The sequence below is a fragment of the Komagataeibacter europaeus genome (genome assembly GCF_002173515.1).
Lineage (GTDB): Bacteria > Pseudomonadota > Alphaproteobacteria > Acetobacterales > Acetobacteraceae > Komagataeibacter > Komagataeibacter europaeus.
Genome location: NZ_CP021467.1, coordinates 2,875,001 through 2,897,742, shown reverse-complemented (window position 1 = coordinate 2,897,742; position 22,742 = coordinate 2,875,001). Strand labels below are relative to the sequence as shown.

General features: G+C 57.4%; 18 protein-coding genes, 1 tRNA gene and 2 rRNA genes. 7 read left to right on the top strand and 14 right to left on the bottom strand.

Going from position 1 to position 22,742, the window contains the following annotated elements; all coding sequences use genetic code 11:
- Nucleotides 1-33: 33 nt before the first annotated feature.
- A complete protein-coding gene (locus S101446_RS13405) occupies nt 34-1,236 on the bottom strand; it encodes a site-specific DNA-methyltransferase (protein WP_244184261.1) in 1,203 nt (400 codons plus the stop codon).
- Nucleotides 1,237-2,546: 1,310 nt separating this feature from the next.
- A complete protein-coding gene (locus S101446_RS13400; protein ID WP_244184259.1) occupies nt 2,547-3,491 on the bottom strand; it encodes a hypothetical protein in 945 nt (314 codons plus the stop codon).
- A 60-nt stretch (nt 3,492-3,551) separates the two neighbouring features.
- Between S101446_RS13400 and S101446_RS18460 the strand changes: the two genes are divergently transcribed.
- Nucleotides 3,552-3,743, top strand: coding sequence for a hypothetical protein (locus S101446_RS18460; RefSeq protein WP_244184256.1), 192 nt, complete (start codon nt 3,552-3,554; stop codon nt 3,741-3,743).
- A gap of 10 nt (nt 3,744-3,753) precedes the next feature.
- On the opposite strand, the gene S101446_RS13395 is transcribed toward S101446_RS18460, so the two are convergent.
- A complete protein-coding gene (locus S101446_RS13395) occupies nt 3,754-4,725 on the bottom strand; it encodes a glycosyltransferase family 2 protein (RefSeq protein WP_053323374.1) in 972 nt (323 codons plus the stop codon).
- A gap of 212 nt (nt 4,726-4,937) precedes the next feature.
- Between S101446_RS13395 and S101446_RS13390 the strand changes: the two genes are divergently transcribed.
- From S101446_RS13390 to S101446_RS13375, 4 genes are all read left to right on the top strand, one after another.
- Nucleotides 4,938-5,657 (top strand): helix-turn-helix transcriptional regulator, encoded by a 720-nt coding sequence (locus S101446_RS13390; RefSeq protein ID WP_087608561.1) that lies wholly within the window; start codon nt 4,938-4,940, stop codon nt 5,655-5,657.
- 287 nt (nt 5,658-5,944) lie between these two features.
- Nucleotides 5,945-7,513: a CgeB family protein gene (locus tag S101446_RS13385; RefSeq protein ID WP_026018762.1), complete on the top strand. Its 1,569-nt coding sequence runs from the start codon at nt 5,945-5,947 to the stop codon at nt 7,511-7,513.
- Nucleotides 7,510-8,310: a glycosyltransferase family 2 protein gene (locus tag S101446_RS13380; RefSeq protein WP_019086658.1), complete on the top strand. Its 801-nt coding sequence runs from the start codon at nt 7,510-7,512 to the stop codon at nt 8,308-8,310. The genes S101446_RS13385 and S101446_RS13380 overlap by 4 nt, the downstream gene beginning before the upstream one ends.
- Nucleotides 8,311-8,490: 180 nt before the next feature.
- Complete coding sequence (locus S101446_RS13375; RefSeq protein WP_087608560.1) at nt 8,491-9,456, top strand: glycosyltransferase family protein; 966 nt, start codon at nt 8,491-8,493, stop codon at nt 9,454-9,456.
- 123 nt (nt 9,457-9,579) lie between these two features.
- Here S101446_RS13375 and S101446_RS13370 read toward each other — a convergent pair whose 3' ends face one another.
- The 3 genes from S101446_RS13370 to S101446_RS13365 are packed head-to-tail and all read right to left on the bottom strand — an operon-like array spanning nt 9,580 to nt 10,315.
- Nucleotides 9,580-9,825 (bottom strand): hypothetical protein, encoded by a 246-nt coding sequence (locus S101446_RS13370; protein ID WP_010512242.1) that lies wholly within the window; start codon nt 9,823-9,825, stop codon nt 9,580-9,582.
- A 29-nt stretch (nt 9,826-9,854) separates the two neighbouring features.
- Nucleotides 9,855-10,010: a hypothetical protein gene (locus tag S101446_RS18080; RefSeq protein ID WP_167376441.1), complete on the bottom strand. Its 156-nt coding sequence runs from the start codon at nt 10,008-10,010 to the stop codon at nt 9,855-9,857.
- 20 nt (nt 10,011-10,030) lie between these two features.
- Nucleotides 10,031-10,315 carry a hypothetical protein gene (locus S101446_RS13365; protein ID WP_010512245.1) on the bottom strand — a complete coding sequence of 95 codons (285 nt, stop codon included), beginning with the start codon at nt 10,313-10,315 and terminating at the stop codon, nt 10,031-10,033.
- A gap of 133 nt (nt 10,316-10,448) precedes the next feature.
- Between S101446_RS13365 and arfB the strand changes: the two genes are divergently transcribed.
- Entirely contained in the window at nt 10,449-10,856 is a 408-nt protein-coding gene (gene arfB, locus S101446_RS13360; protein WP_087608559.1) for an alternative ribosome rescue aminoacyl-tRNA hydrolase ArfB, read from the top strand.
- Nucleotides 10,857-10,996: 140 nt separating this feature from the next.
- Here arfB and S101446_RS13355 read toward each other — a convergent pair whose 3' ends face one another.
- The 4 genes from S101446_RS13355 to S101446_RS13340 form a co-directional block, all read right to left on the bottom strand.
- Nucleotides 10,997-11,662 (bottom strand): HAD family hydrolase, encoded by a 666-nt coding sequence (locus S101446_RS13355; protein WP_010511514.1) that lies wholly within the window; start codon nt 11,660-11,662, stop codon nt 10,997-10,999.
- A 384-nt stretch (nt 11,663-12,046) separates the two neighbouring features.
- The gene (locus tag S101446_RS13350; protein WP_087608558.1) at nt 12,047-13,549 is read right to left on the bottom strand and encodes an efflux transporter outer membrane subunit; all 1,503 of its coding nucleotides are present in this window, start codon (nt 13,547-13,549) and stop codon (nt 12,047-12,049) included.
- A complete protein-coding gene (locus S101446_RS13345) occupies nt 13,549-16,674 on the bottom strand; it encodes an efflux RND transporter permease subunit (RefSeq protein ID WP_087608557.1) in 3,126 nt (1,041 codons plus the stop codon). The genes S101446_RS13350 and S101446_RS13345 overlap by 1 nt, the downstream gene beginning before the upstream one ends.
- A 6-nt stretch (nt 16,675-16,680) precedes the next feature.
- Complete coding sequence (locus S101446_RS13340) at nt 16,681-17,823, bottom strand: efflux RND transporter periplasmic adaptor subunit (protein ID WP_087608556.1); 1,143 nt, start codon at nt 17,821-17,823, stop codon at nt 16,681-16,683.
- Between the two features lie 276 nt (nt 17,824-18,099).
- Between S101446_RS13340 and S101446_RS13335 the strand changes: the two genes are divergently transcribed.
- Complete coding sequence (locus tag S101446_RS13335; protein ID WP_010511521.1) at nt 18,100-18,723, top strand: TetR/AcrR family transcriptional regulator; 624 nt, start codon at nt 18,100-18,102, stop codon at nt 18,721-18,723.
- Here S101446_RS13335 and S101446_RS13330 read toward each other — a convergent pair.
- The 4 genes from S101446_RS13330 to S101446_RS13315 all read right to left on the bottom strand — a co-directional run bounded on the left by S101446_RS13330 (nt 18,720) and on the right by S101446_RS13315 (nt 22,477).
- Nucleotides 18,720-19,232 (bottom strand): hypothetical protein, encoded by a 513-nt coding sequence (locus tag S101446_RS13330; protein ID WP_010511523.1) that lies wholly within the window; start codon nt 19,230-19,232, stop codon nt 18,720-18,722. The two genes, S101446_RS13335 and S101446_RS13330, sit on opposite strands and share 4 nt — an antisense overlap.
- A 178-nt stretch (nt 19,233-19,410) precedes the next feature.
- A tRNA-Met gene (locus S101446_RS13325) sits at nt 19,411-19,487 on the bottom strand.
- Between the two features lie 21 nt (nt 19,488-19,508).
- Nucleotides 19,509-19,624: ribosomal RNA gene (gene rrf / locus S101446_RS13320) — 5S ribosomal RNA — on the bottom strand.
- 114 nt (nt 19,625-19,738) lie between these two features.
- A 23S ribosomal RNA gene (locus S101446_RS13315) occupies nt 19,739-22,477 on the bottom strand.
- Nucleotides 22,478-22,742: the final 265 nt, after the last annotated feature.

The following is a 22,742-nucleotide window of genomic DNA, read 5'->3' as shown; positions in this document are numbered from 1 at the left end:
TATCTTAATCAATGCATTCCTGAGCGATATCATTCAGGACATTCCCAATCGGCAGAACCGGAAACCCGTCCCCGGTCGGGCATGACGTGCCAGCACATGCGCAAGGCGGGGCTGGGTCACGGTCGTGGCGATATGTTCATCCATTTCCATCACGATAAAACGGCGCGTGCCGCCATCTTCCGCATTCAGGTCCATGACGGCCTGCCCCGTCGTGCCCGAACCGCCAAAGGCATCCAGCACCACGGCCGCGGGATCCGGGCACAACGCGCGCAGCAGGTAGGTCACCAGTGAAAGCGGTTTGGGATAGTCAAAGCGCACGCCACATTGCGCCAGTTCGGTCGCGGCCTGCTGCACCGTTCCCATGCCTTCCAGCACCGTCAGGATATGGCTGGGCTGCGCCAGCCGGTCCTTTTCCATGAAAACCGCACCGCTGGACGTCAGGTAAAAGCGTGTTTTCAGGCCCTGCCTGTCAATGATGTCGTCAAACCCCGCCGCGATGAAGGCCGCGCACTGACGGCGGGAACTCCACCCGCTACGCAGGGTCACGGCCTGCGCCAGACGACCGTCCCTGATCACAATCGGCACGTCAAAACGCGGCCAGAAGCCGGGATCGGTTGGAACGGGAATGGCGCCATCCTCAACGCGGGCGGGAAAACCCACCGGAAGCACAAGGTCGGACACCGGGTTGCGCGGTCCATTCTTGATGATGGTGTTGCGGATGACCGGCCGCCGCAGCTTGCTGCGCGCACCCACCTGCGGGGCCAGAACGCGGCCGGGCACGAAGCGCCTGGCATCGCGTGCGAACACCACCACATATTCATGGTTGGTCTTGATCCGGCTGTGGTTGTCGATATTGCCGGTATTGACCCATACGAACGTCGCCAGAAAATTCGCGGGCCCGAACACCTCCTCCATCAACAGGCGCAGGCGGGGATATTCGCGGTCATCGATACAGCAGGCGATCACGCCATTTTCCGCCATGAGCTGCCGCAGTTGCAGCAGACGCGGATACATGAGGCACAGCCAGCGGTCCTGTCGTGACAGGCGACCGGCCTGCCCCGGTCCAAGGACCGCCTCCAGCCAGTGCAGGGCGGCGGGGGTGCTGGCGCTGTCATCATACAGCCAGTCGCGCCGCCCGGTATTATAGGGCGGGTCGATCAGCACCATGTCCACCCGTCCCGCATGATCGGGCATGAGCGCATCAAGTGCTGCCAGGTTATCCCCCAAGATGATCATGTCCCGCCCCTCCGCCGCCCCGCGGCACAGGTGAGGATCAACCTGCAATACCCCGCGCGCATCCGTTCCAGACAGGCAGTAACGGCGCGCTTGCCCTCCCATTCCAGCGTGGCCACGTGTCCTCCCGTTCCTTGCCTGTCCCCTGTCGACCCCACTATCCCGCAATGCGCGCCAGAAAGGGAGACCCGCATGCACGCCGCGGCGAAGACGGATCATACCCGGATCTGGACAGTTCTTTTTCCATATATATTACAGTCGATAATAACAGATTGGGCCTGAACACACATACCCACGTGCAAGTCAGGCAATGACACAGGACGCGTAGCCTGCCGCTGCCCTCCCCTGTTTCCTGACCATCGGGTCATCGGGATACACACGATGCGTTTAGTCAGCAGGCCGATTACTGGCGTACCGGGGTCATGGGCAGGATATTTCCACAACCTGCAATCCGCGTCCCTTGGTGCTTCGGCAGCGCCAGCGTTGCGATGTCCCTGACGCCCTACAGTTCCATGGCTCTACAACGCCCCCATCCGCACAAAATACTGGCAATTATCCAACCCGCGTCGGACAATGCCACCTGCTACGGAAGCCCATCATGCAGGCATACGGTCGACATCAATTCGGTTTTGAAGTGATCACAAGAGACTGTTTGAAAAGTTAACCCGGAAAAATATTCCGCAATCATAAAGAAGTTTTTTGATGAAGCTTTTTTCAAAAAGCTTCGAAGAACGCCGCCTTTTTAAAAAAGGCAGCACCCAAAAACTCTTGTTATTTTTTATCAATGATTTGTTTTCAAACAGTCTCTAAGCCCCGTCGCCCATCAGGCATGGGATGACGGGTGCATATCATGCCAGCGGGCATCCACCCCATGCCCCAGCGCACCCGTTCCCGACACGGAAAGAAGCGCATTGATATCACCGGATTAGATGGCGTGGATCATGAACATCCGTAAGAAATCAGGACAGGCATCACACCAGGGCCGCCGCCGCCGTTTTATACATTGCCTGATGACCGGTCACCCGAAACACTTCCGGTCCAGCTATCTGAATGGCCAGATGTTCTTTTACCACCGTGCCGGATGGCACCACGCAGGGAAGGTACGACCCTTTCCCCGTGCATGGAAATCCCCGTCCGGCACCGCCACCCGCATGCTATCGGGTCAGCATATGCCGGACGTATGTTTCCATGGTTATGGTATGGTCGATATAATAATGCCGATAATCAGGCGACACTTGGGGTTTCATACCCAGAACGAACGCAAATATATCAAACGCAAATAATATGATTGAAAGATACGTATATTTCTTCATTTAAATAAGAGCAATATGTCCGTGGAACCATAATTCAATAACAACGATATGCAGGACCAGAAGTAGCGTCAAGATTGACCAGCGTCTTACCCGTGCCTGCGTCAGCGTCAGGAAGGCCAGGAATTCAATCATCAGCGGGTTAGAAAAGACATAGCGTTCGATTGATTCCAGACCGGTCGATCCCACCATCAACGCAATGAACGCCATGATGGCAAAGTTCAGGTACCACTTTTTTAAAAGCATTCCATAAATGAAATAGCAGGAAAATATAAAATAAATGCCCAGCTTTATTTTCTTCGCCTGCAGGAACGAATCAATGAAATTGGTCAGGAAAAAGCTGAAATGCTTTTCCCATCCCACCTCCACATGCGAAAATGCAAACCCGTCCCCCATAAGACTGTAAAGATAGAGCACGAAAACCGACAGCCCCGCCCCGGCGGCGGAAATCAGCAGGAAACTTTCCTGTGCGGGCACGGCCAGACGTCCCCGGACAATGGAACGTGTCCGCAGCGTGATGCCGGTACGCCTGAAAAACCACCAGCCCGCAATCATGACCCCGGTGGGAAAACCGGTCGGACGGGAAAAACCAAGCAGGAAACAGGCAAGTGCCGCCCATAATATGTGGTTTTTCCGGAGCAGGATCAGCGTGCTGATCAGGAGCACACCATAAACCCCTTCCGAATACTGTGACGTGTACCAGATATTGAAAGGATACAGGACACAGAAAAGGGCGAAGCCGATCCGGTCCACATTGATCGCGCGTGCCGCCAGTTCCCTCCAGCACAGGTAAATCAGCACCGGCCACAATATCAGGTTGACCGACAGTTCCGCCCACAACGTGCTGATATGCAGGCCCACCTGCATGGCGTAGGACACAAGGGGATAAAGCGGGAAAAATGCCCAGTCCGCCTGTGTCAGGCCATCACTGCCCTGTAACCGTGGCAACCTGTCGTAACCATTGCGGACAATGCCCGTGTACCATCTGCAGTCCCACTGGCATGTCGCATGCGCGATATCGCCGTAGTGGGAAAAATGGGCCACCAGGGAAAGAAAACCGAAATTAAGGCTGCACAGCACAAAAATGAAAACAAGAAACGCTCTGTTATTCCTGTCTATGTATTCCCTGAAATCCAGAAAATGGCGCTTCATGTTTTCCCCGGCTGTTTACGCGATGGAAATATATTACTTCTTCCCTGACACATAATGATTACGGACTGCCGAAACCCTCTTTTTCCTCGATATGGGACCGGGGACGCCGCTTGGTTTCCAGATATATCTTGCCCAGATATTCCCCGATGATCCCGAGGCACAGCATCTGCACTCCTCCCATGAAGAACAGGGCGACAATAACCGAAGCCCATCCCTGAATGGGATTGCCAATCATCTTGTTGATCAGCACCACCACGATTGCCAGGATGGCGACAGCACTGATAATAAAGCCGGTCAGCGTAATGATCCGGAGCGGCATGACAGTCATGGAAGTAATGCCTTCCAGCGCCAGCGCCATCATCTTGTGCAGCGGGTATTTGGAAACACCCGCCGTACGTTCCCTGCGGTCGTAATAGACTTCTGCCGACGGAAAACCGACCAGCGGGACAAGGCCACGAATGTAGATGTTCCGTTCATGATATTCCAGCAGCGCATCCCGTGCCCTGCTGCTCAAAAGACGGAAATCCGCATGGTTGAAGACCTGCTTGACCCCCATCATGGTCATGAGGCGGTAAAAAACCTCCGCCGTCATGCGCTTGAAGGCCGTGTCCGTCTGGCGCGAGGCCCGCACCCCATACACGACATCATGCCCGGCGACATAGGACTTCACCATTTCCCCGATGGCGTTGATGTCATCCTGCAGGTCGGCATCAATACTGACAATGGCATCGGCATTGTCGGCATTGGCCAGACCCGTCAGCAGCGCGGCCTGATGGCCCTTGTTACATGACAGTTTCAGGCCACGGACATGGGCATGGCTTTTGGTTGCGGCACTGATCTGCCGCCATGTGTCATCACGGCTGCCATCATCCACAAACAGGAGATAGCTGGCGGGACTGATCATCCCGTCACTGATCATCCGGCCAAGATAGCCGCCGAGTTCCGTCAGGCAATAAGAAAAGACTTCAGATTCATTGTAACAGGGAACAACAATGGCAAGACGAGGTAGAGAAGGCGACTGGGAATTCATATGACCTGACCTGAAACCGACAGCACAAATGGCTAAATTCATAAACGGATATTTCTAGAATTAATTTCCGGCAGCGTCAAAAAAGAAGACTGCATGCCGTGCCGGTTTTCCCGCTGCATGTCACCGGGGCATTGGTGCCGTGCCCGCGGATATGATAGGCCTGTCAAGGAAGATAGTTCCATAACCAGCGAGACTGATACAGGATACGGTTTTTGAATCGCGACCTTTTCAACAGCAGGGTCATGGATACGCTGGACGCGATGCTGAACACGCGCACCGTGGACGAACTGGCCGCCCAGTTTCATAAAGCTGTCAGCCAGATCGGTGATTTCTACTGTGTCGCGGGTATCATCAAGAAGTTCCAGCCCGGCGGCCTGCGTCCGACGACATCCAGCTACCCTGTCCACTGGACCACGCACTACATGAACCGCAGTTACGGGCAGGTGGACCCGGTGCTGCGCCGCGCCATGACCAGTCATACAGGGTTCGGATGGCATGCATGCGACCCGGTGCAGAAGCAGGAAAAAGCACTGGTCACCGACATGCATGACCTTGGCCTGCAGGACGGTTTTGTCATGCCGATCCATGGACCGGATTCTTCGGTCTTCGTGGTCAATTTCGGACAACTTGCACGCAAGGCGATATCGCGACGCGTCCAGGCGGCCCTTTCAATGCTGACCATGCAGTATTATCAGCATTACCATTACCTGACGACGCCGCCGGAACCTGAACTTCCCGTGCTGACACAGCGTGAATGCGAATGTCTGTCATGGGTAGCGAATGGCAAGACCACGGTGGATATCTCGGATATCCTGAAGCTGAATGAAAATACCGTAAAATTCCATCTCAAGAATGCGCAGCGCAAGCTGGACTGCACCAACCGCGTCACGACCGTGCTCAAGGCCATCTCGCTTGGCCTGATCGTCATCTAGCATTCTGCCCGTCAGGGCCGTTACCTGACGGGACCATGACCACCCATGCCCACCTGCCCCCTGCACGGGATGGCTGGCTGGGGGCATGGCGGCATCCCGACAGGGCGATTTATGCAATGCTGGTACAGGATACGCCCTGTACCCCACGCTTCACCTGCAATCCGGGTAAAAATAAGCAGGCCGGATAATCAATTATTAATTGATCTGCCCTAGCAGAATGACTGTGCGCGCCCGACAGGTGGCCCTGCCACCCGTTATTCCATCCCGCCCCAGCCAAGGTGAAGACATTGTCCGCGGACTTGCTCCTGACATTGACCCCGACCGAGCAGCAGGATCTTGAAACCATAGAGGAATCAGGCCTGTTCGATGCCGATTTCTACCTTTCGGTGCATCAGGACGTTGCCGGGTCGAAAATTGATCCCCTGATCCACTATGTCAAATACGGTTTCCGGGAAGGACGCCAGCCCAACCGCAATTTCCGCCCCGCGTCATACCTGCGCCAGTATCCCGATGCGGATGCCGGCAACCGCAACCCCTTCATTCATTTCCTGAAAACGCATGGTGGCTGCCATATCGCCCATCATGGGCTGTTGCCCCGCTTCCATCTGGAAGACCTGAGCATTGGCGCACGAACGCTGGAACAGTTGCCGTTCTTCACCCCCGATCTTTATCACGACATCAATCGTGACATCGAACGCACGACCACGGACATGGCCGAACATGCCCTGCTGTATGGCGTGCCGGAAGGGCGGCGCATTTTCGGCGCCCTGCATGTCTCGCGCACGCTGGGTGCGCTGTGCGCGGCCAAGGGGCTGGATGATGCGGACTATATGGTCGCTGATGGCGCGGTGCCGGATGGTATCGGGGTCTATTACAATTCCAACGGCAATGTATTCATTCACGAAATCGCATCGGACCTTTGCACGACATTGCGTGAGAGCGGGCTGAACTGTGTCCTGCTGGATGAAACCGGCAACCCCGATGACCGGCCCGAACTGTGCATTTTCGTGGCCCCGCATGAATTCTTCCATCTGGGACAGGGTCAGGACTGGGCCACTGGCGCCATTATCCGTGACGCCATCATGTTCAATACCGAACAGCCACAGACCCTGTGGTTTGAACGCGGCATTCCTTTCCTGCTCATGGCGGCCGGTGTCATCGACATCTGTCACCAGATGGCGGAAAGCTTCCGGCAGGCGGGGCTGCCAGCCATCCACTTCACCCCCAATGTCGGCACTGAACGCAACTACCTGCAAAAAGGCGACATGCAGCATGCCATGGTGCGCATCCTGCCGCCTGCATGCCGCAGGCATCCCGACCGGCATACCCCCTTTGCCGACCGGCAGCTCGATATCAGTTTCTTTGGCGGCCTGTCGGCACACCGGGAGAAATTCTTTGCCTGCAATGCCGGTTTCTTCGCGCAGTTTCGCAATTATTTCTATTATCGCAAATTCACCACGCCCATAGATAGCAGCCCGCGGGATAATCCCCTGTCACGCCTGGCGTCGCATGTGGCGGGGCATTCCCGTATTGCGCTTAACATCCACCGTGACGATTACGGTTTTTTTGAATGGCACCGCATCGTCAAGGGTGCGATGGCCAATGGCAGCGTAGTGGTATCGGAACCCTGCCTGCCGCATCCGGTCTTTCGCCCGAACGTGCATTTCCTTGAAGAAAGCGGCCGCCACATTCCCAACCTGATCGAATGGCTGCTGAACACGCCCGATGGCCAGGCAAAGGCCGAGGACGTGCGCCTGGCCGCCATGCGGGCCATCGATACCCCTGCCCATAACCGTGCGCGCTGCGCGCGGATACGCGGGTTCATTTCGCATGTATGGAGCACGCCGGAGGCATGAGCATCACCGCCCCATGGATGGCCACCGGCCAGACCGCGTTCACATTCCGCAGCCGCCGCAAGAAACCGGCGGACCTTGTCAGCATATGCGTCACCAATTTCAATTACGGCCGGTATATTCCCGAAGCCCTCGATTCCATTGCCGCCCAGACCCATATGGCCCTGGATCTGGTCGTGGTGGACGACCATTCGGACAAAGACGATTCCGTCGCCCTGATCACCGCATGGATGGAGGAAAACCGCGAACGCTTCTGGCGCTGCACCCTGATCGTGCATCCGCGCAACCAGGGGCCGTCCGAAGCCCGCAATACTGCCTTCAAGCATGCCGTCGGTGCGTTTGTGTTCGTGATGGACGCGGATAACACCATCTATCCCCGCGCCATAGCCCGGCTACACGAAGCCGCACGCGATGGCGGGTTTGACGCCACGTACAGCCAGCTGGAATATTTTGGCAAGGAACAGCGCATCGGATCTGCCGACATATGGGACCCCGCCCAGATGGCGCGGGAGAACTATGTTGATGTAATGGCCCTGATCCGTCGGCAGGCATGGACGGACGTGGATGGCTACAGCCATATTGACCAGGGCTGGGAAGATTATGATTTCTGGCTGAAATTCATCGACCATGGTTTCGAGGCCGCCTACGTTCCCGAAATCCTGTGCCGCTATCGCATGCATGGCAATTCACGCACCACGAACGATGCATGGGCCGCCCATGAAAGCCTGCGTGCCATCATGGCCTTCCGGCACCCTGAACTCAGCGCGCGCTATCAACTGCTGCCTGATGTGAAGGCGTAAGGGATAAAAGGATAATAAAAGTTTTTAGGGTGCTGCCTTTTTTCAAAAAGGCAGTGTTCTTCTGAAGGTTTTTGAAAAAAGCTTCATCAAAAACTTTCTACGGCCGCACCTGATATTGCAAGGCAGGTGAAGGAAACAGCCTTTGACAAAGGGATATTTCCGTGGGCCTGCCTTGTCCCTATGATGCCGGGCATGACACCGCACGCCCCCTGCGCCATACCCCCTGCGACCAGCCGCCGGATCATCGTCACCGGATGCGATCACACCTATTTTCATCTGGTATGCGAACTGGTCGCCTCCATACGCGATCATGCCGATACGCCCATCGGGGTCATCGATTGCGGCATGACGCCGGAACAGGCGGGACGGCTGCAGGCACAGGGCATACGGATCATCACCCCCTATATCCCTGATTATGCCCCCGGACGCGCCATCCGGAATCGACCCAGCCTTGCCATAAACATAAGCAAGCTGTGGCTGGACCAGATGCTGCCGGAATTCGACCTGATCATGTGGCTGGATGCCGATACATGGGTGCAGGACGGGCGGGCGATGGAACAGGTGTTTGCCGCGGGCGAAAGCGGCACGCTGGCCATTGTACCGGAAATCGGCGCCAAGATCGCCAACCTGCTGGGGGTGCGCTGGATCTGTCCGGGGTGGATGCAGATCCGTTCCTTTTTATACAAGAACGCCAGTCGCGCCCGGCTGCCGTTCCATATCCGCAAGCGTATTGGCGCAAAACCCCTGCTGAACGCGGGCGTGTTCTGCCTGCATCGCAATGCCACGATCTGGCCGGTACTGCGACGATGGCAGGCGCTGATCCTACCCCGGCGGGGCATGGCGTTTACACAGGACCAGCTATGCATGGCGCTGGCGGTGTATATTGATGGCCAGCCCGTCACCTTTCTTGATAACGGCCATAACTACCTTGGCCCATGGCTGGTGGATGAAACCACCGGGCAACTGGCCAACCTGTTCTTTCCCCATCCGCCCGTGGGGATCGTGCACATGGCGTCCCAGAAGGCCATGCGCGGCGCGCTGGAAAACACCATGACCATTCCCACGGTCCAGGGTCGGCAGGTTGCACTCAACCTGCGTTATGCCGGCATGCGCCAGTTCCAGCGCAACAGGTCAGAGACTGTTTGAAAAACTCCGCCCGGGAAACATCCCGTTATCATTAGGACGCTTTAGGCGCAGATTTTTTCAAAAGCTTCGAAGGACGCCGCCTTTCTGAAATAAAGGCGACACCCAGAAACCTTTATTGTTCTTTCAGCCTTTTTTATCCGCGCGCGCCGCCTGCACCCGCTCGGCCGCACTGCGTAGCTGTTCGGCAAGGTTAAGGGCCAGTTCCGGCGGCAGCACGGTCACCACACGCTTGTTGCCCTTGGGCATGTGTTCGGGCGATGTCGCCATGAACAGGTCCATGACCACGATGGAATCCTGCACGGCTTCCGCCCCGCAACTGACGGTAGGATAGACCACAGCCCGACCGGCTGCATCGCGTTCTTCGTTCATGGTGGCAAATACCTTGTCATCGCACCGCGTCAGCGCGCGGTGGAGGGACGTGTCTGTTCACGCCGCAGTTTCAGGTTCAGGTCCTGTATCGTCTTGCGCGCCATGGCCAGTTCGTCACGCACACGCGCCAGTTCCGTCTTCAGCGCCGCGATTTCTGCCCGCAGGGCAGGGGGATGATCAGCCATCTGCACACTTCCTTATGATATCAGGAGGGTTTGACACCGGACGCAAACCGGGCGCGCACCTGTTCAAACAGGGTCCGCGCCGCCATGTCCTTTGCATCCGTATGATCGATATGATGACGCATGTGTGCTGCAATTTCATCCGCATGCAGCACCTTGGCATCGACCAGCATCTGCATAAGATCCATGACCACAAGCTGCTGGGCCGCAATCATCTTGACCACGGGCATCACCTTGGCCTGCGCCGCGTCCCCTGCTGCCTGCGCAAGGGCCTTGCGCAACTGGTCCGTGACCGCCTCATCATTCATGATTGTGTTACTCCGCTCTTGTCATCATGCGGCAGGCATGGTGATAGCAAACGGCCAGCACAGCAATGCTGCCCATGCAGGGCGGCCCATAAGCTTACGATATACCTTCCGCCCAACAGGACCGTAAACCGCCATGTCATCCCCCATCATACCCGATGATGAATTACATGTGACCTACATACTGGCGTCCGGACCGGGCGGACAGAACGTCAACAAGGTCGCGACAGCGGCCCAGCTGCGTTTTGACGCCCGCAATTCCCCCACCCTGTCGGGCCGGGTCAAGCACCGGCTGGCCGAGGTGGCGGGCAGCCGGATGACAGCCGATGGCGTGATCGTGCTGACGGCCCGGCGTTTCCGCAGCCAGACCCGCAACCGCGAGGACGCGGTCGCCCGCCTGCAGGACATGATCACACAGGCCAGTGCGGTGCAGGCTTACCGCGTGCCCACCCGTCCCTCCCGCACGCAGCGCAAAAAACGGATGGACAACAAACAGCATCGCAGCCGCGTCAAGCAGGGCCGTAGCGGCCGTTATACGGATTGAAGACGGATAAGCAGCACAAAAAGGTATTCCGCAAAACGCAAAGATGTTTTTGGTAAAGCTTCAAAGAACGCCGCCTTTTTAAAAAGGCGGCATCCAGAAACTTTTATGGTTTTTATCGGACGTTATTTTCAAACAGGCCCTTATGCCACTGCCTGCTTCTGTTTCGCCCTGATGCGCTGGAGCAGCGGCACGAATTCCGACAGGTGCCCGATACGGATCAATCCCGGCCACTGCGGCGCAGGCCGCGACAGGTCACGCAGCAACACGCAGGCCATGCCCGCGCGGCGGGCGGCTTCGGCACCGGCGTCCGAATCTTCCAGCACGATACAGTTGCCCGGCGGAATGTTGTCCTGTTCGGCCGCATATAAATACAGGTCGGGGCGGGGCTTTGGCATGTTCAAGTCACGTCCGGAATGGATACGGTCTTCATCCAGCATCTGGTCCAGACCCGTACTGCTGAATTTTGCGTCCATTTCCGCCATGGATGAATTGGACCCGATACGCACCGGCAACCCCAGATCAAGTGTGGCCTTCAGCATGTCTTCCGCGCCGTCAACGGTCTGGGCGTCGGTTTTCATCATGGTGACAATGCGGTTCTGAACCTGCATGTCCCAGTCATCGGGCAGTGTCTTGCCACTTTCATGCGCGATACGGTCACGGATCTTGGCCAGTTCGCCGCCGGTAAACAGTTTGTTTGCCTGCTCGTCCGTAATGTTCCAGCCATATTTCCGCGCTTCCTGCGCCATGATGCAGGTGGACAGGTATTCCCCATCGACCAGAACGCCATCACAATCGAAAATAACCATGCGCAACTTCCCATCGGGACGCACGGCTGCGGGCAGTTGATTATCGGATTTGCTATGTAAATTCAAAGTTCAGACCCTACCTTTCATGCACTTCTTGTGCGCCGAAACAAAAACATATTGCGCCAGAAGCCATGAATTAAGGATATGGGATGATTTTTCATATTGGAAGAACAAAATTTACATTTTTTCGTAATCAATTTAACAAAAATATATTTATGTTATTTGTTTATTTTTTAAATTTATTTAAGATTTTTATTTTATATTACCGGTAAATATGACTTCAATATTCAATATTTTTTTATTTTACTTAAATAACATTACGGCCCGGCATGAATCCAACATGTCCGGGCCGTAATGGAATATGCACATCCTGAATACCGCGTCCTATCCCTTATGCGCGGCCTTCTGCCCCTTGGCTGGCTGGGGAACGGGCGTATGCTCGGTCCAGCCGCCACCCAGCGCACGGTACAATGTCACAAGGTTCTGGTAACGCGACACGGCAATGGATATCTGCCACTGCTGCGCCTGCAGGTAGTTACGCTGCGAGACGAGCGACGTGAGGTAGGAATCCGTCCCTGCATTGTATCGCAGCATGGCCAGCCGGTAGGCATCCCCCGTGGTGGAGACATAACGGTCCATCTGCCCGGTTTCGTCACGGTAGGTATCACGCGCGGCCAGTGCATCCGCCACTTCACGGAAGGCGGACTGCACCGTTTTTTCATACGCCGCCGCCTTGGACGCCCGCATGGCGCGCGACGCCTTCAGGTTGCCGCTGTTCTGGCCCCAGTTCAGCAGGGGAACCTGCAACTGGGGTGACACACCCCATGTCGTCGCGGCCGAGGTAAACAGCTTGTGCGGCTGCAGGCTGCTGATCCCGTCCGACGCCGTAAGCGTAATGCGGGGGTAGAACGCCGCCTTGGCCGCGCCGATATCCGCATTGGCCGCCAGCAGGTCATGTTCGGCCGCCATGATGTCGGGCCGATGTTCCAGCACATCCGCCGGCAGGCCGGGCGGCAGGTCCTGCATGATGGTCTGCTGCCCCAGCGGGTGCGCGGGGGGCAGGTTATCGGGAATGGGCTGGCCAATCAGCAGGGTCAGCAGGTTTTCATCCTGCGCCACATGCCTGCGCGACTCATCACGGAAGGCGCCGCTCTGCGCAACCTGCGTTTCGGTCTGGCGCACATTCATTTCATCCGTCTCACCATGCGCGAAACGGGTCTTGACCATGTCCAGTGTCTGCTGCTGGGACGCCATGGTTTCATCCGACAGGCGAAGCTGCGCCTGATCCCCCAGCCAGGAGATATAGGTCGAGGCCACCTGCGATATGATGCTGATCAGCATCGCACGGGCGTTTTCGCGCTGCATGAGCGCATGTTCCGCGGCTTCCCGCGACATGCTGCGGATACGTCCGAACAGGTCGATCTCGTAGGATGAGACGCCAATGCCCATCTGGTAATATTTGAACATGGGCGGGTTGCCGGTATCCAGGCCCGGCGCGAAGCTCAGACCGGCGGCGTCCGACGGTCCCTGATACATTGCCTCGCCCCCGCCACTGATGGCGGGAAACAGGGTGGCGTGCTGGATATCGTACTGCCCCTGCGCACGGCGGATATCGGCCGCCGCCTGCCGCAGGTCACGGTTTTCGCGAATGGCGATGGCAATCAGCGCCTTCAGCCGGGGGTCGGTAAAGAATTCCGACCAGCCCAGATTGGCCGCCAGCGGGTTTTCCTGCACCGGATCGCCGGTATTGGCATAGGCCGGCCATGCCTTGGCCAGGGGGGGCGTGGGTCGCCTGTAATGCGGGATCATCGTACATCCCGCCAGCAGCACTGCCGCCATGCCTGCCGTGGCCACGCGCCGGATTGTAGGGAGAACGGTCATCTGCATTATTCTCCCTTTGCCCGTTCGGACATGCGCCGCACACGGAACAGGCGCAGCACAACCACAAAGAACAGCGGCACGAAATAAACGGCCAGCAACGTCGCCGTCACCATGCCGCCCACAACCGCCGTGCCGATTGCAATACGCGCCGCCGACCCCGCCCCCGTGGCGATCGCCAGCGGGAACACGCCCACCACGAAGGCAATGGAGGTCATGAGGATGGGGCGCAGGCGTTCACGCCCGGCTTCCAGCACGGATTCCTCCAGCGTTGCGCCATTTTCGAAAAACGCCTTGGCGAATTCCACGATCAGGATGGCGTTCTTGACCGCCAGCCCCACGGTAGTCAGAAGGCCGACCTGAAAATACACGTCGTTGGCCAGCCCACGCCCCAGCGTTGCGACAATCGCACCAAGTACGCCCAGCGGGATGACCAGCAGGACGGCAAAGGGAATGGCCCAGCTTTCATACAGGGCGGCAAGGCAGAACAGGATGACGATCATGGCCAGCGCATAAAGCGGCCCGGTGGACGATCCCGACGCCATCTGTTCAAAGGACAGGCCCGTCCATTCGTAGCCGACGCCCTTGGGCAGCTTGGCCAGGATTTCCTTCATCGCGGCGATGGAATCACCCGAACTGTAGCCCGCTGCCGGCTGGCCAAGGATTTCGAAGGCGTTGAGGCCGTTATAGTCCTCCACCTTCTGCGGTCCCATGATCCACTCGCCGGACACGAAGGCGTTGAACGGCACCATGCCGCCCGTTGCGTTGCGGATATACCACTTGTTCAGGTCATCAGGGATCATGCGGGCATCCGGCTCGCCCTGGATATAGACCTGCTTCACACGGTCATCGCGCAGGAACTGGTTGACATAGATCGACCCCAGCGCGCCTTCGATCGTGGTGTTGATATCCGCGATGGTGATACCCAGCGCATTGGCCTTTTCACGATCGATGTTCAGGTGGAACTGCGGCGCGTCTTCCATGCCGTTGGGGCGCACGGCCGTCAGGCGATGGTCCTTCGCCGCCATGCCCAGGACCATGTTGCGCGCTTCCAGCAGCTTGGAATGCCCAAGGTGGCCACGGTCTTCCAGTTCAAGGTCAAAACCGGTGGCGTTACCTAGTTCCAGAACGGCGGGCGGGTTGATGGCGAAGATCTGCGCCACCGGGTCCATCCAGAAATGCATCATGATGCGCATGGCGATCGCGGCCGACGTCTGGCTGGCGGCGGGGCGTTCGTCCCAGTCCTTCAGCCGGATGAAGAAGGCGCCAGCACTCTGCCCCTGCCCGGCGAAGTTGAACCCGTTCATGGAATAGACGGATTCGACATTCCTGCCCTCGGTCTTCAGGATGTAGTCGGCCACCTTGCGGTTGACGGCTGCCGTCTCCTCCAGCGTGGAACCGGCGGGCATGGTCACCTGGCCAAAGATCAGGCCCTGATCCTCATCGGGCAGGAAGCCGCCGGGCAGGCGCATGAACAGCCAGCCGACACCCACCGTAATCAACGCAAACACCAGCATGGACAGACCGGCATGCCCCAGCACGCGGGTCACGCCCTTCTGGTAGCCCTTGGTCAGGCGCGTGAAATGACGGTTGAACCAGCCTGCGAACCCCGTGGTCTTTTCATGACTGCCGGGTTTGAGCATGGTGGCGCACAGGGCGGGCGTCATGACCATGGCAACCAGCACCGACAGCCACATGGCCGCGACGATGGTGATGGAAAACTGCCGGTAGATCACCCCGGTTGACCCGCTGAAGGCCGCCATGGGCAGGAATACCGCCGTCAGCACCAGCACGATGCCAACCAGCGCGCCCGAAATTTCATCCATCGACTGACGGGCGGCTTCCTTGGGGGAAAGCTGCTTTTCGGTCATGACGCGCTCGACGTTTTCCACCACCACGATGGCGTCATCCACCAGCAGGCCGACCGCCAGCACCATGGCCAGCATGGTCAGCGTATTGATGGAAAACCCAAGGGCGGCCAGAATGCCAAACGTGCCCAGCAGCACCACCGGCACCGCGATGGTCGGAATCAGGGTGGCGCGGAAGTTCTGCAGGAACACCAGCATCACCAGGAACACCAGTGCGATCGCCTCGATCAGCGTGATGATCACGTCCTTGATCGACAGGACGATGAAGGGTTCCGTATCCAGCGGATAGACGGTCTTCAGCCCGGGCGGGAAGAACTGTTCCAGTTCCTTGATCTGGGTGCGGACTGCCGTTTCGGTCTGGAGCTGGTTGGCCCCGGGCGCCAGTTTCAGCGCCATGCCCGATGCGGGCATGTTGTTGTAGAAGGAATGGGTGTTGTAGGTCTGCGGTCCCAGTTCCACATGGGCGACATCGCGGATGCGCACCTGCGATCCGTCCTGCTGTACCTTGAGCAGGATCTTCTCGAATTCCTCGGGCGAGCGCAAGCGTGTCGGCCCGATGATGGTGGCGTCCAGACGCGCGCCCCTGACCGCGGGCACGCCACCAAGCTCACCGGACGAGACCTGTATGTTCTGTGTCTGGATGCCGGTCTGCACATCGCCCACCGTCAGGCCGTACTTGTACAGCTTGGACGGGTCGAGCCAGATGCGCATGGCATATTCCGAACCGAACAGCGTATGGTCGCCCACACCCGTCACGCGGCTGAGCGGATCGGAGATGTTGGACGCCACGTAATCGGCGATATCCGCACCACTCATGCTGTTATCGGTCGAGATGAAGGCGATGACCATCATGAAGTTCTTGACGGCCTTCGTGATGCTCAGCCCCTGCGCCGTCACTTCCTGCGGCAGCTTGGGCTGCGCAAGCTGCAGCTTGTTCTGCACCTGCACCTGCGCAATGTCGGGATTGGTTCCCTGAGCAAAGGTCAGGTCGATTTCCATCTGTCCCGATGCGTAGGACTGCGAGGAAATATATTCCAGATGATCCAGCCCGAACATCTGCTGCAGGATGGGACGCACGACCGTATCGTTCACCGTATCCGCGGACGCGCCGGGATAGGTGACCGAAATCGCGATCTGTGGCGGGGCGATGCTGGGATACTGGGCAATGGGCAGGCGAAAGATCGAAACCCCGCCCACCAGCATGATGATCAGCCCGATCACCCACGCAAAAACGGGCCGGTCAATAAAAAAGCGTGACAGAGACATGGGGGCTTATCCTGCCTGGGGCGGGGCGGACACATCCGCCGGGGCCACGGTATCGCCGGGATGGATCTTCTGCAGGCCCTCGACCACCACGCGGTCACCACCCTTCAGCCCGCCCGTCACCAGCCAGTCCGTGCCGATAGCCTGGCTGACGGTGATGGCACGCAGGTTCACCTTGTTATCGGCATCAACCACCCATACCTGCGGGTCACCATGGGAATTGCGCTGCACCGCCTGCTGCGGAACCAGCAGGGCGGTGGGGTCCGTGCCCTCGGCCAGCTGGGCATGGACATACATGCCCGGCAGCAGCAGGCGATCGGGATTGGGCATGACGGCACGCACCACAACCGTGGCCGTGGATTCGTCAACATTCACTTCCGAAAATTCCATGCGGCCGGAATGTTCGTACGTGGTGCCGTCCTCCAGTGAAATGGTGATGGCGGCGGCGTTATCACCCGCACGCGTCAGCCGTCCCTGCGCCAGTTCACGCTTGAAGCGCAGCAGTTCGGTCGCGGGCAGGTTCACGTCCACATAAATCGGGTCAAGCCGGGTGACGATCGCGACGTTGTTCGTCTGGTTGGCGGTTACCAGCGCACCAACGGTCAGGATGGAACGGCCAATGCGCCCGGTGATCGGCGCATTCATGTGGGTATAGCCCAGATCAACCGTGGCGCGTTCCAGCTGTCCCCTGGCGGTCAGGATATCACCCTGTGCCGCGCGTTCGGCGGCCAGCGCGTCATCATATTCCTGCTGGCTGACGGCATGGGCCTTGAGCAATGGCCCGTAGCGGTTCAGCTTGGCGCGGGCGGTGACCTCGCTGCCCTGTGCGTGCAGCAGCTGGCCCTGCGCGCTGTCCACTGCCGCCTGATAGATACGGGGATCGATCTGGTACAGCTGCTGCCCTGCCTGCACATCAGTGCCTTCGACAAACAGGCGCTGCTGGATGACGCCACTGACCTGCGGGCGGACCTGCGCGATTTCAAAGGCTTCGGTACGCCCCGGCAGCATCGTGTGGATTTCCACCGGCGCCGTCTTGAGCGTCACAACCTTGACCGGCTGTGGCGGAAGCTTGGGGGAAGCCGCATGCCGCTGGCATGCCGCCAGGGCAAGTATCAAAGCCGCCGGGGCTACGACACGGGAATAATGCATCATGGTCACCAACCGGCTTGTAGGCCGTTATATATAAAATGTTTCTGAATCACGGGTGTGCCGTTTCCCGCACATGGCCGCCATAAGAAAGCCAAATAACGAAACCATTTGGTTTTCAATGAATAGAAAACTATATCGTCTCCATAAGCCGGTCAAGCAGGACACCCGTACAAAAGCGGTCGGAGCATATTACGAATGAGCAAGAATGGACATGGAGCCCCCGCATCTGCGTCGCACGATTGCGACAGCCGCAGGCGTGGGCCAGGCCGACCGCCAGAAATGGAAGAATGCGAACGGCGGGAACGGATTCTGGACGCCGCAAGCGAGGTGCTGCAGCAATGCGGCTACCATGCGGCCTCGATGGACAAGGTGGCGCAGCATTCCGCCATGTCCAAGCGCACGCTGTACCAGATGTTCCATTCCAAGCAGGACCTGTTCCATACCCTGATCAACAGCAGGCTGTTCAATGTCACGCCAGACGAATGCCACTACCGAGAGAACCCGGCGGAGGAACTGACCGAACTGCTGATGAACCTTGGTCGGATCATTCTCCGGCCCGACCGTATCAGCCTGATCCGGGCATTGATTACCGAATCACAGGAATCAGCGGATATCCGGCAGATCCTGACCAGCCTGCGTGCCGGCGGAAAGGGAAACGTGCTGACCAGCTGGCTGGACCGTTATGTGCGCCAGAACCACTATGTTGTGGAAGGCGATATATGTATTTACAGCAACATGCTGTTCGGCATGACCATAGGCGACCTGATGCTGCAGAGCTTGGCCTGCGCATCCGAATCAACATGGATTGAAGAAAACATGCGGCCGCGCTTTCACCATGCGGCACGGATTTTCCTGGCTGGTTTCCGGCAGGACTGCAATCGGTCCGACAGCCCAGTTCCCTAGAGGTTCTGGCGCATTTCCTGACGGATCGCGTTGCATTTCTTGGTAAAGACGCTGGCTTGTGATGCCGTCATGAAATTGATGATGAAGGCCCCGATAAGCGAGCAGAATGACAGGGAAATCACTATTTTACCCGTCATGCCAATAACGACATCATAATATTCTGCTGAATACCACAGCAGGAACATGCTAAGAACAGCGCCCAGAAAACCCAGAATGCCTGTAGAATGAATAAGGGAGTCTTCTTCATTGCTGAAGTCGGATGACTCCTTCCACAGCATGTATAGTTTTTCGTTCATTTCATCGACCTGGCAATCATGTTCCAGCTGTGCCGCGCTGGTCAGCTTGCCAGGGGCGGAACGATGCATGTCCAGTTCCTGCTGCGCCTTGGCAAAGACGCGCCGACGCTCTTTTATGGCCGGCAGGCTGATATCCACAAAGCTGAGAATCGCCACGTTCAGGCCAGCCGATAGCTGGACGATCGCCTGAAAATCTCCCCATGTCTGATTCATGTGGCTTCCCCTTTCCCACACATACCTGCCGTTAGGATACTGTAAGGAAATGGAGAGCAGGAGATCGCAAAATCGTTAGGCAGGGCTGCATTTGGTCGTATACGGTATTTTTTAAACCTGACGCAAAAAAGCCACCCTTCTGGGTGGCTTTTTCTTAGTCTTTTCAGACACGTATGCTTGGTTGCGGGGGCAGGATTTGAACCTGCGGCCTTCAGGTTATGAGCCTGACGAGCTACCGGGCTGCTCCACCCCGCGGTGGTGAGGGGTGACTGGAAGACCTGGCGGCGACCGACTTTCCCGTGCCTTGAGGCACAGTATCATGGGCGCTGGGGTGTTTCACGGCCGAGTTCGGGATGGGATCGGGTGGATCATTCCCCGCCATGGCCACCAGGTCATCCAGTCATCCCTTTGGGAGGGGCTGAGAGGATGTGATGGGTTGGTGCTGTTATGGTGTGTTGAAGAGTGGATGACTGCTGTGCATGTATGTTGCCACGTCATGTGGCGATGGAATGAGCCTGTTGGGCGATTAGGACCAGTTAGCTGCACGCATTGCTGCGCTTCCACACCTGGCCTATTGACGTGATGGTCTATCACGGCCCTCGGGGAGACCTTGTTTTGAGGTGGGTTTCCCGCTTAGATGCTTTCAGCGGTTATCCCGTCCACACTTAGCTACCCGGCTGTGCCGCTGGCGCGACAACCGGTGCACCAGAGGTATGTTCATCCCGGTCCTCTCGTACTAGGGACAAATCCTCTCAAGTCTCCAACACCCACGGCAGATAGGGACCGAACTGTCTCACGACGTTCTAAACCCAGCTCACGTACCACTTTAATCGGCGAACAGCCGAACCCTTGGGACCTGCTCCAGCCCCAGGATGTGATGAGCCGACATCGAGGTGCCAAACCTCCCCGTCGATGTGGACTCTTGGGGGAGATCAGCCTGTTATCCCTAGAGTACCTTTTATCCGTTGAGCGATGGCCCTTCCACGCGGGACCACCGGATCACTATGGCCGACTTTCGTCTCTGATCGAGCTGTCACTCTCACAGTCAGGCGGGCTTATGCCATTGCACTCGACAGTCGGTTTCCGACCGACCTGAGCCCACCATCGCGCGCCTCCGTTACACTTTGGGAGGCGACCGCCCCAGTCAAACTGCCCACCATGCAGGGTCCCGGACCTGGCTAACAGGCCTCGGTTAGACATCAGAAACAGTCAGGGTGGTATTTCAAGGATGGCTCCACCGGAACTGGCGCCCCGGTTTCAAAGCCTCCCACCTATCCTACACAGAATGTCTCTGATGCCACTGCAAAGCTGCAGTAAAGGTTCATAGGGTCTTTCCGTCTGACCGCGGGTACCCCGCATCTTCACGGGGAATTCAATTTCGCTGAGCCGATGCTGGAGACAGCGGGGAAGTCGTTACGCCATTCGTGCAGGTCGGAACTTACCCGACAAGGAATTTCGCTACCTTAGGACCGTTATAGTTACGGCCGCCGTTTACCGGGGCTTCAATTCGGTGCTTGCACACCTCCTCTTAACCTTCCGGCACCGGGCAGGCGTCAGGCCGTATACGTCGTCTCTCGACTTCGCACAGCCCTGTGTTTTTACTAAACAGTCGCTACCCCCTGGTCTGTGCCACCCGCCAATGGTTGCCCACTGACGGGTCTTGCTTATCCCGAAGTTACGCAAGTAATTTGCCTAGTTCCTTCAGCATCGTTCTCTCAAGCGCCTTGGTATTCTCTACCAGTCCACCTGTGTCGGTTTCGGGTACGGTCTATATGCCAGAGCTATTTCCTGGAATGCGCCAAAAGCCGGATCAATCCGATAAGACCCGACAACATATTGCATTCGTCACTTCTGGCAGGCCCGGGAATATTTGCCCGGTTTCCATCGACTACGGCTTTCGCCCTCGCCTTAGGGGCCGGCTCACCCTGCGCGGATTAACCTTGCGCAGGAACCCTTGGACTTTCGGCGACAGTGTTTCTCGCACTGTTTGTCGCTACTCATGTCAGCATTCGCACTTCCGATATCTCCAGAGAGGGTCACCCCGTCTCCTTCACAGACCTACGGAACGCTCCGCTACCGCGCATACATAGTATGCACCCACAGCTTCGGCACGTGGCTTGAGCCCCGTTACATTTTCGGCGCAGGGTTTCTATTAGACCAGTGAGCTATTACGCTTTCTTTAAAGGATGGCTGCTTCTAAGCCAACCTCCTGGTTGTTTTGGAATCCCCACATCCTTTCCCACTTAGCCACGATTTGGGGGCCTTAGCTGGTGGTCTGGGCTGTTTCCCTCTCGACAATGGACCTTAGCACCCACTGTCTGTCTGCCGAGCTCATACTTCCGGGTATTCGGAGTTTGGTTAGGTTTGGTAAGGCTTTGGGCCCCCCTAGCCCATCCAGTGCTCTACCCCCCGGGGTAATACTCGACGGTCTACCTCAATAGATTTCGCGGAGAACCAGCTATTTCCGAGTTTGATTGGCCTTTCACCCCTAGCCACAGCTCATCCCCGACTTTTTCAACAGGCGTGGGTTCGGCCCTCCAGTGCGTGTTACCGCACCTTCAGCCTGGCCATGGCTAGATCACTCGGTTTCGGGTCTTCTGCCAGCAACTCGTCGCCCTGTTCAGACTCGCTTTCGCTGCGCCTACACCTAACGGCTTAAGCTTGCTGCAAACAGAAACTCGCTGACCCATTATACAAAAGGTACGCCGTCACCCCATAAGAGGCTCCGACTGCTTGTAGGCATTCGGTTTCAGGTCTATTTCACTCCCCTCGTCGGGGTGCTTTTCACCTTTCCCTCACGGTACTTGTTCACTATCGGTCACCAGGGAGTATTTAGGCTTGGAGGGTGGTCCCCCCATGTTCAGACAGGATTTCACGTGTCCCGCCCTACTCAAGGATCATTCCTGACACTACGCATACGGGGCTATCACCCGCTATGGCCGGACTTTCCATTCCGTTCTGCTTCTTCAAAAATGAACACTGGCCTGTTCCGCGTTCGCTCGCCACTACTAGCAGAATCTCAATTGATGTCTTTTCCTCCGGGTACTTAGATGTTTCAGTTCCCCGGGTTCGCCTCATGTCCCTATGTATTCAGAACATGATACCCATCGCTGGGTGGGTTGCCCCATTCAGATACCCACGGATCAAAGCCTGCTCGCGGCTCCCCATGGCTTTTCGCAGCGTGCCACGTCTTTCATCGCCTCCTGGTGCCAAGGCATCCACCGAATGCCCTTATCACGCTCATTGCCCACACATGCACAGGAGCCATCCACTCAAGCCACCAGCCAGATAACCAGCCGGCAGATCGAGCAACAACACCCGCACAGAGAAAGTGCAGTGCATCGCACAATTCAACACTTAACTCGTTCATGAACGCATGCGCCTCCGTCACTTAGCATGGATACCCCGACTGCTCGGACCATCCACGGGTCAGACCAACCCGTGACAAAGGCACGTCCACGAACGCACCAACCTATTCACATTATCAAAGAGCAAACTTACCAGACCGCA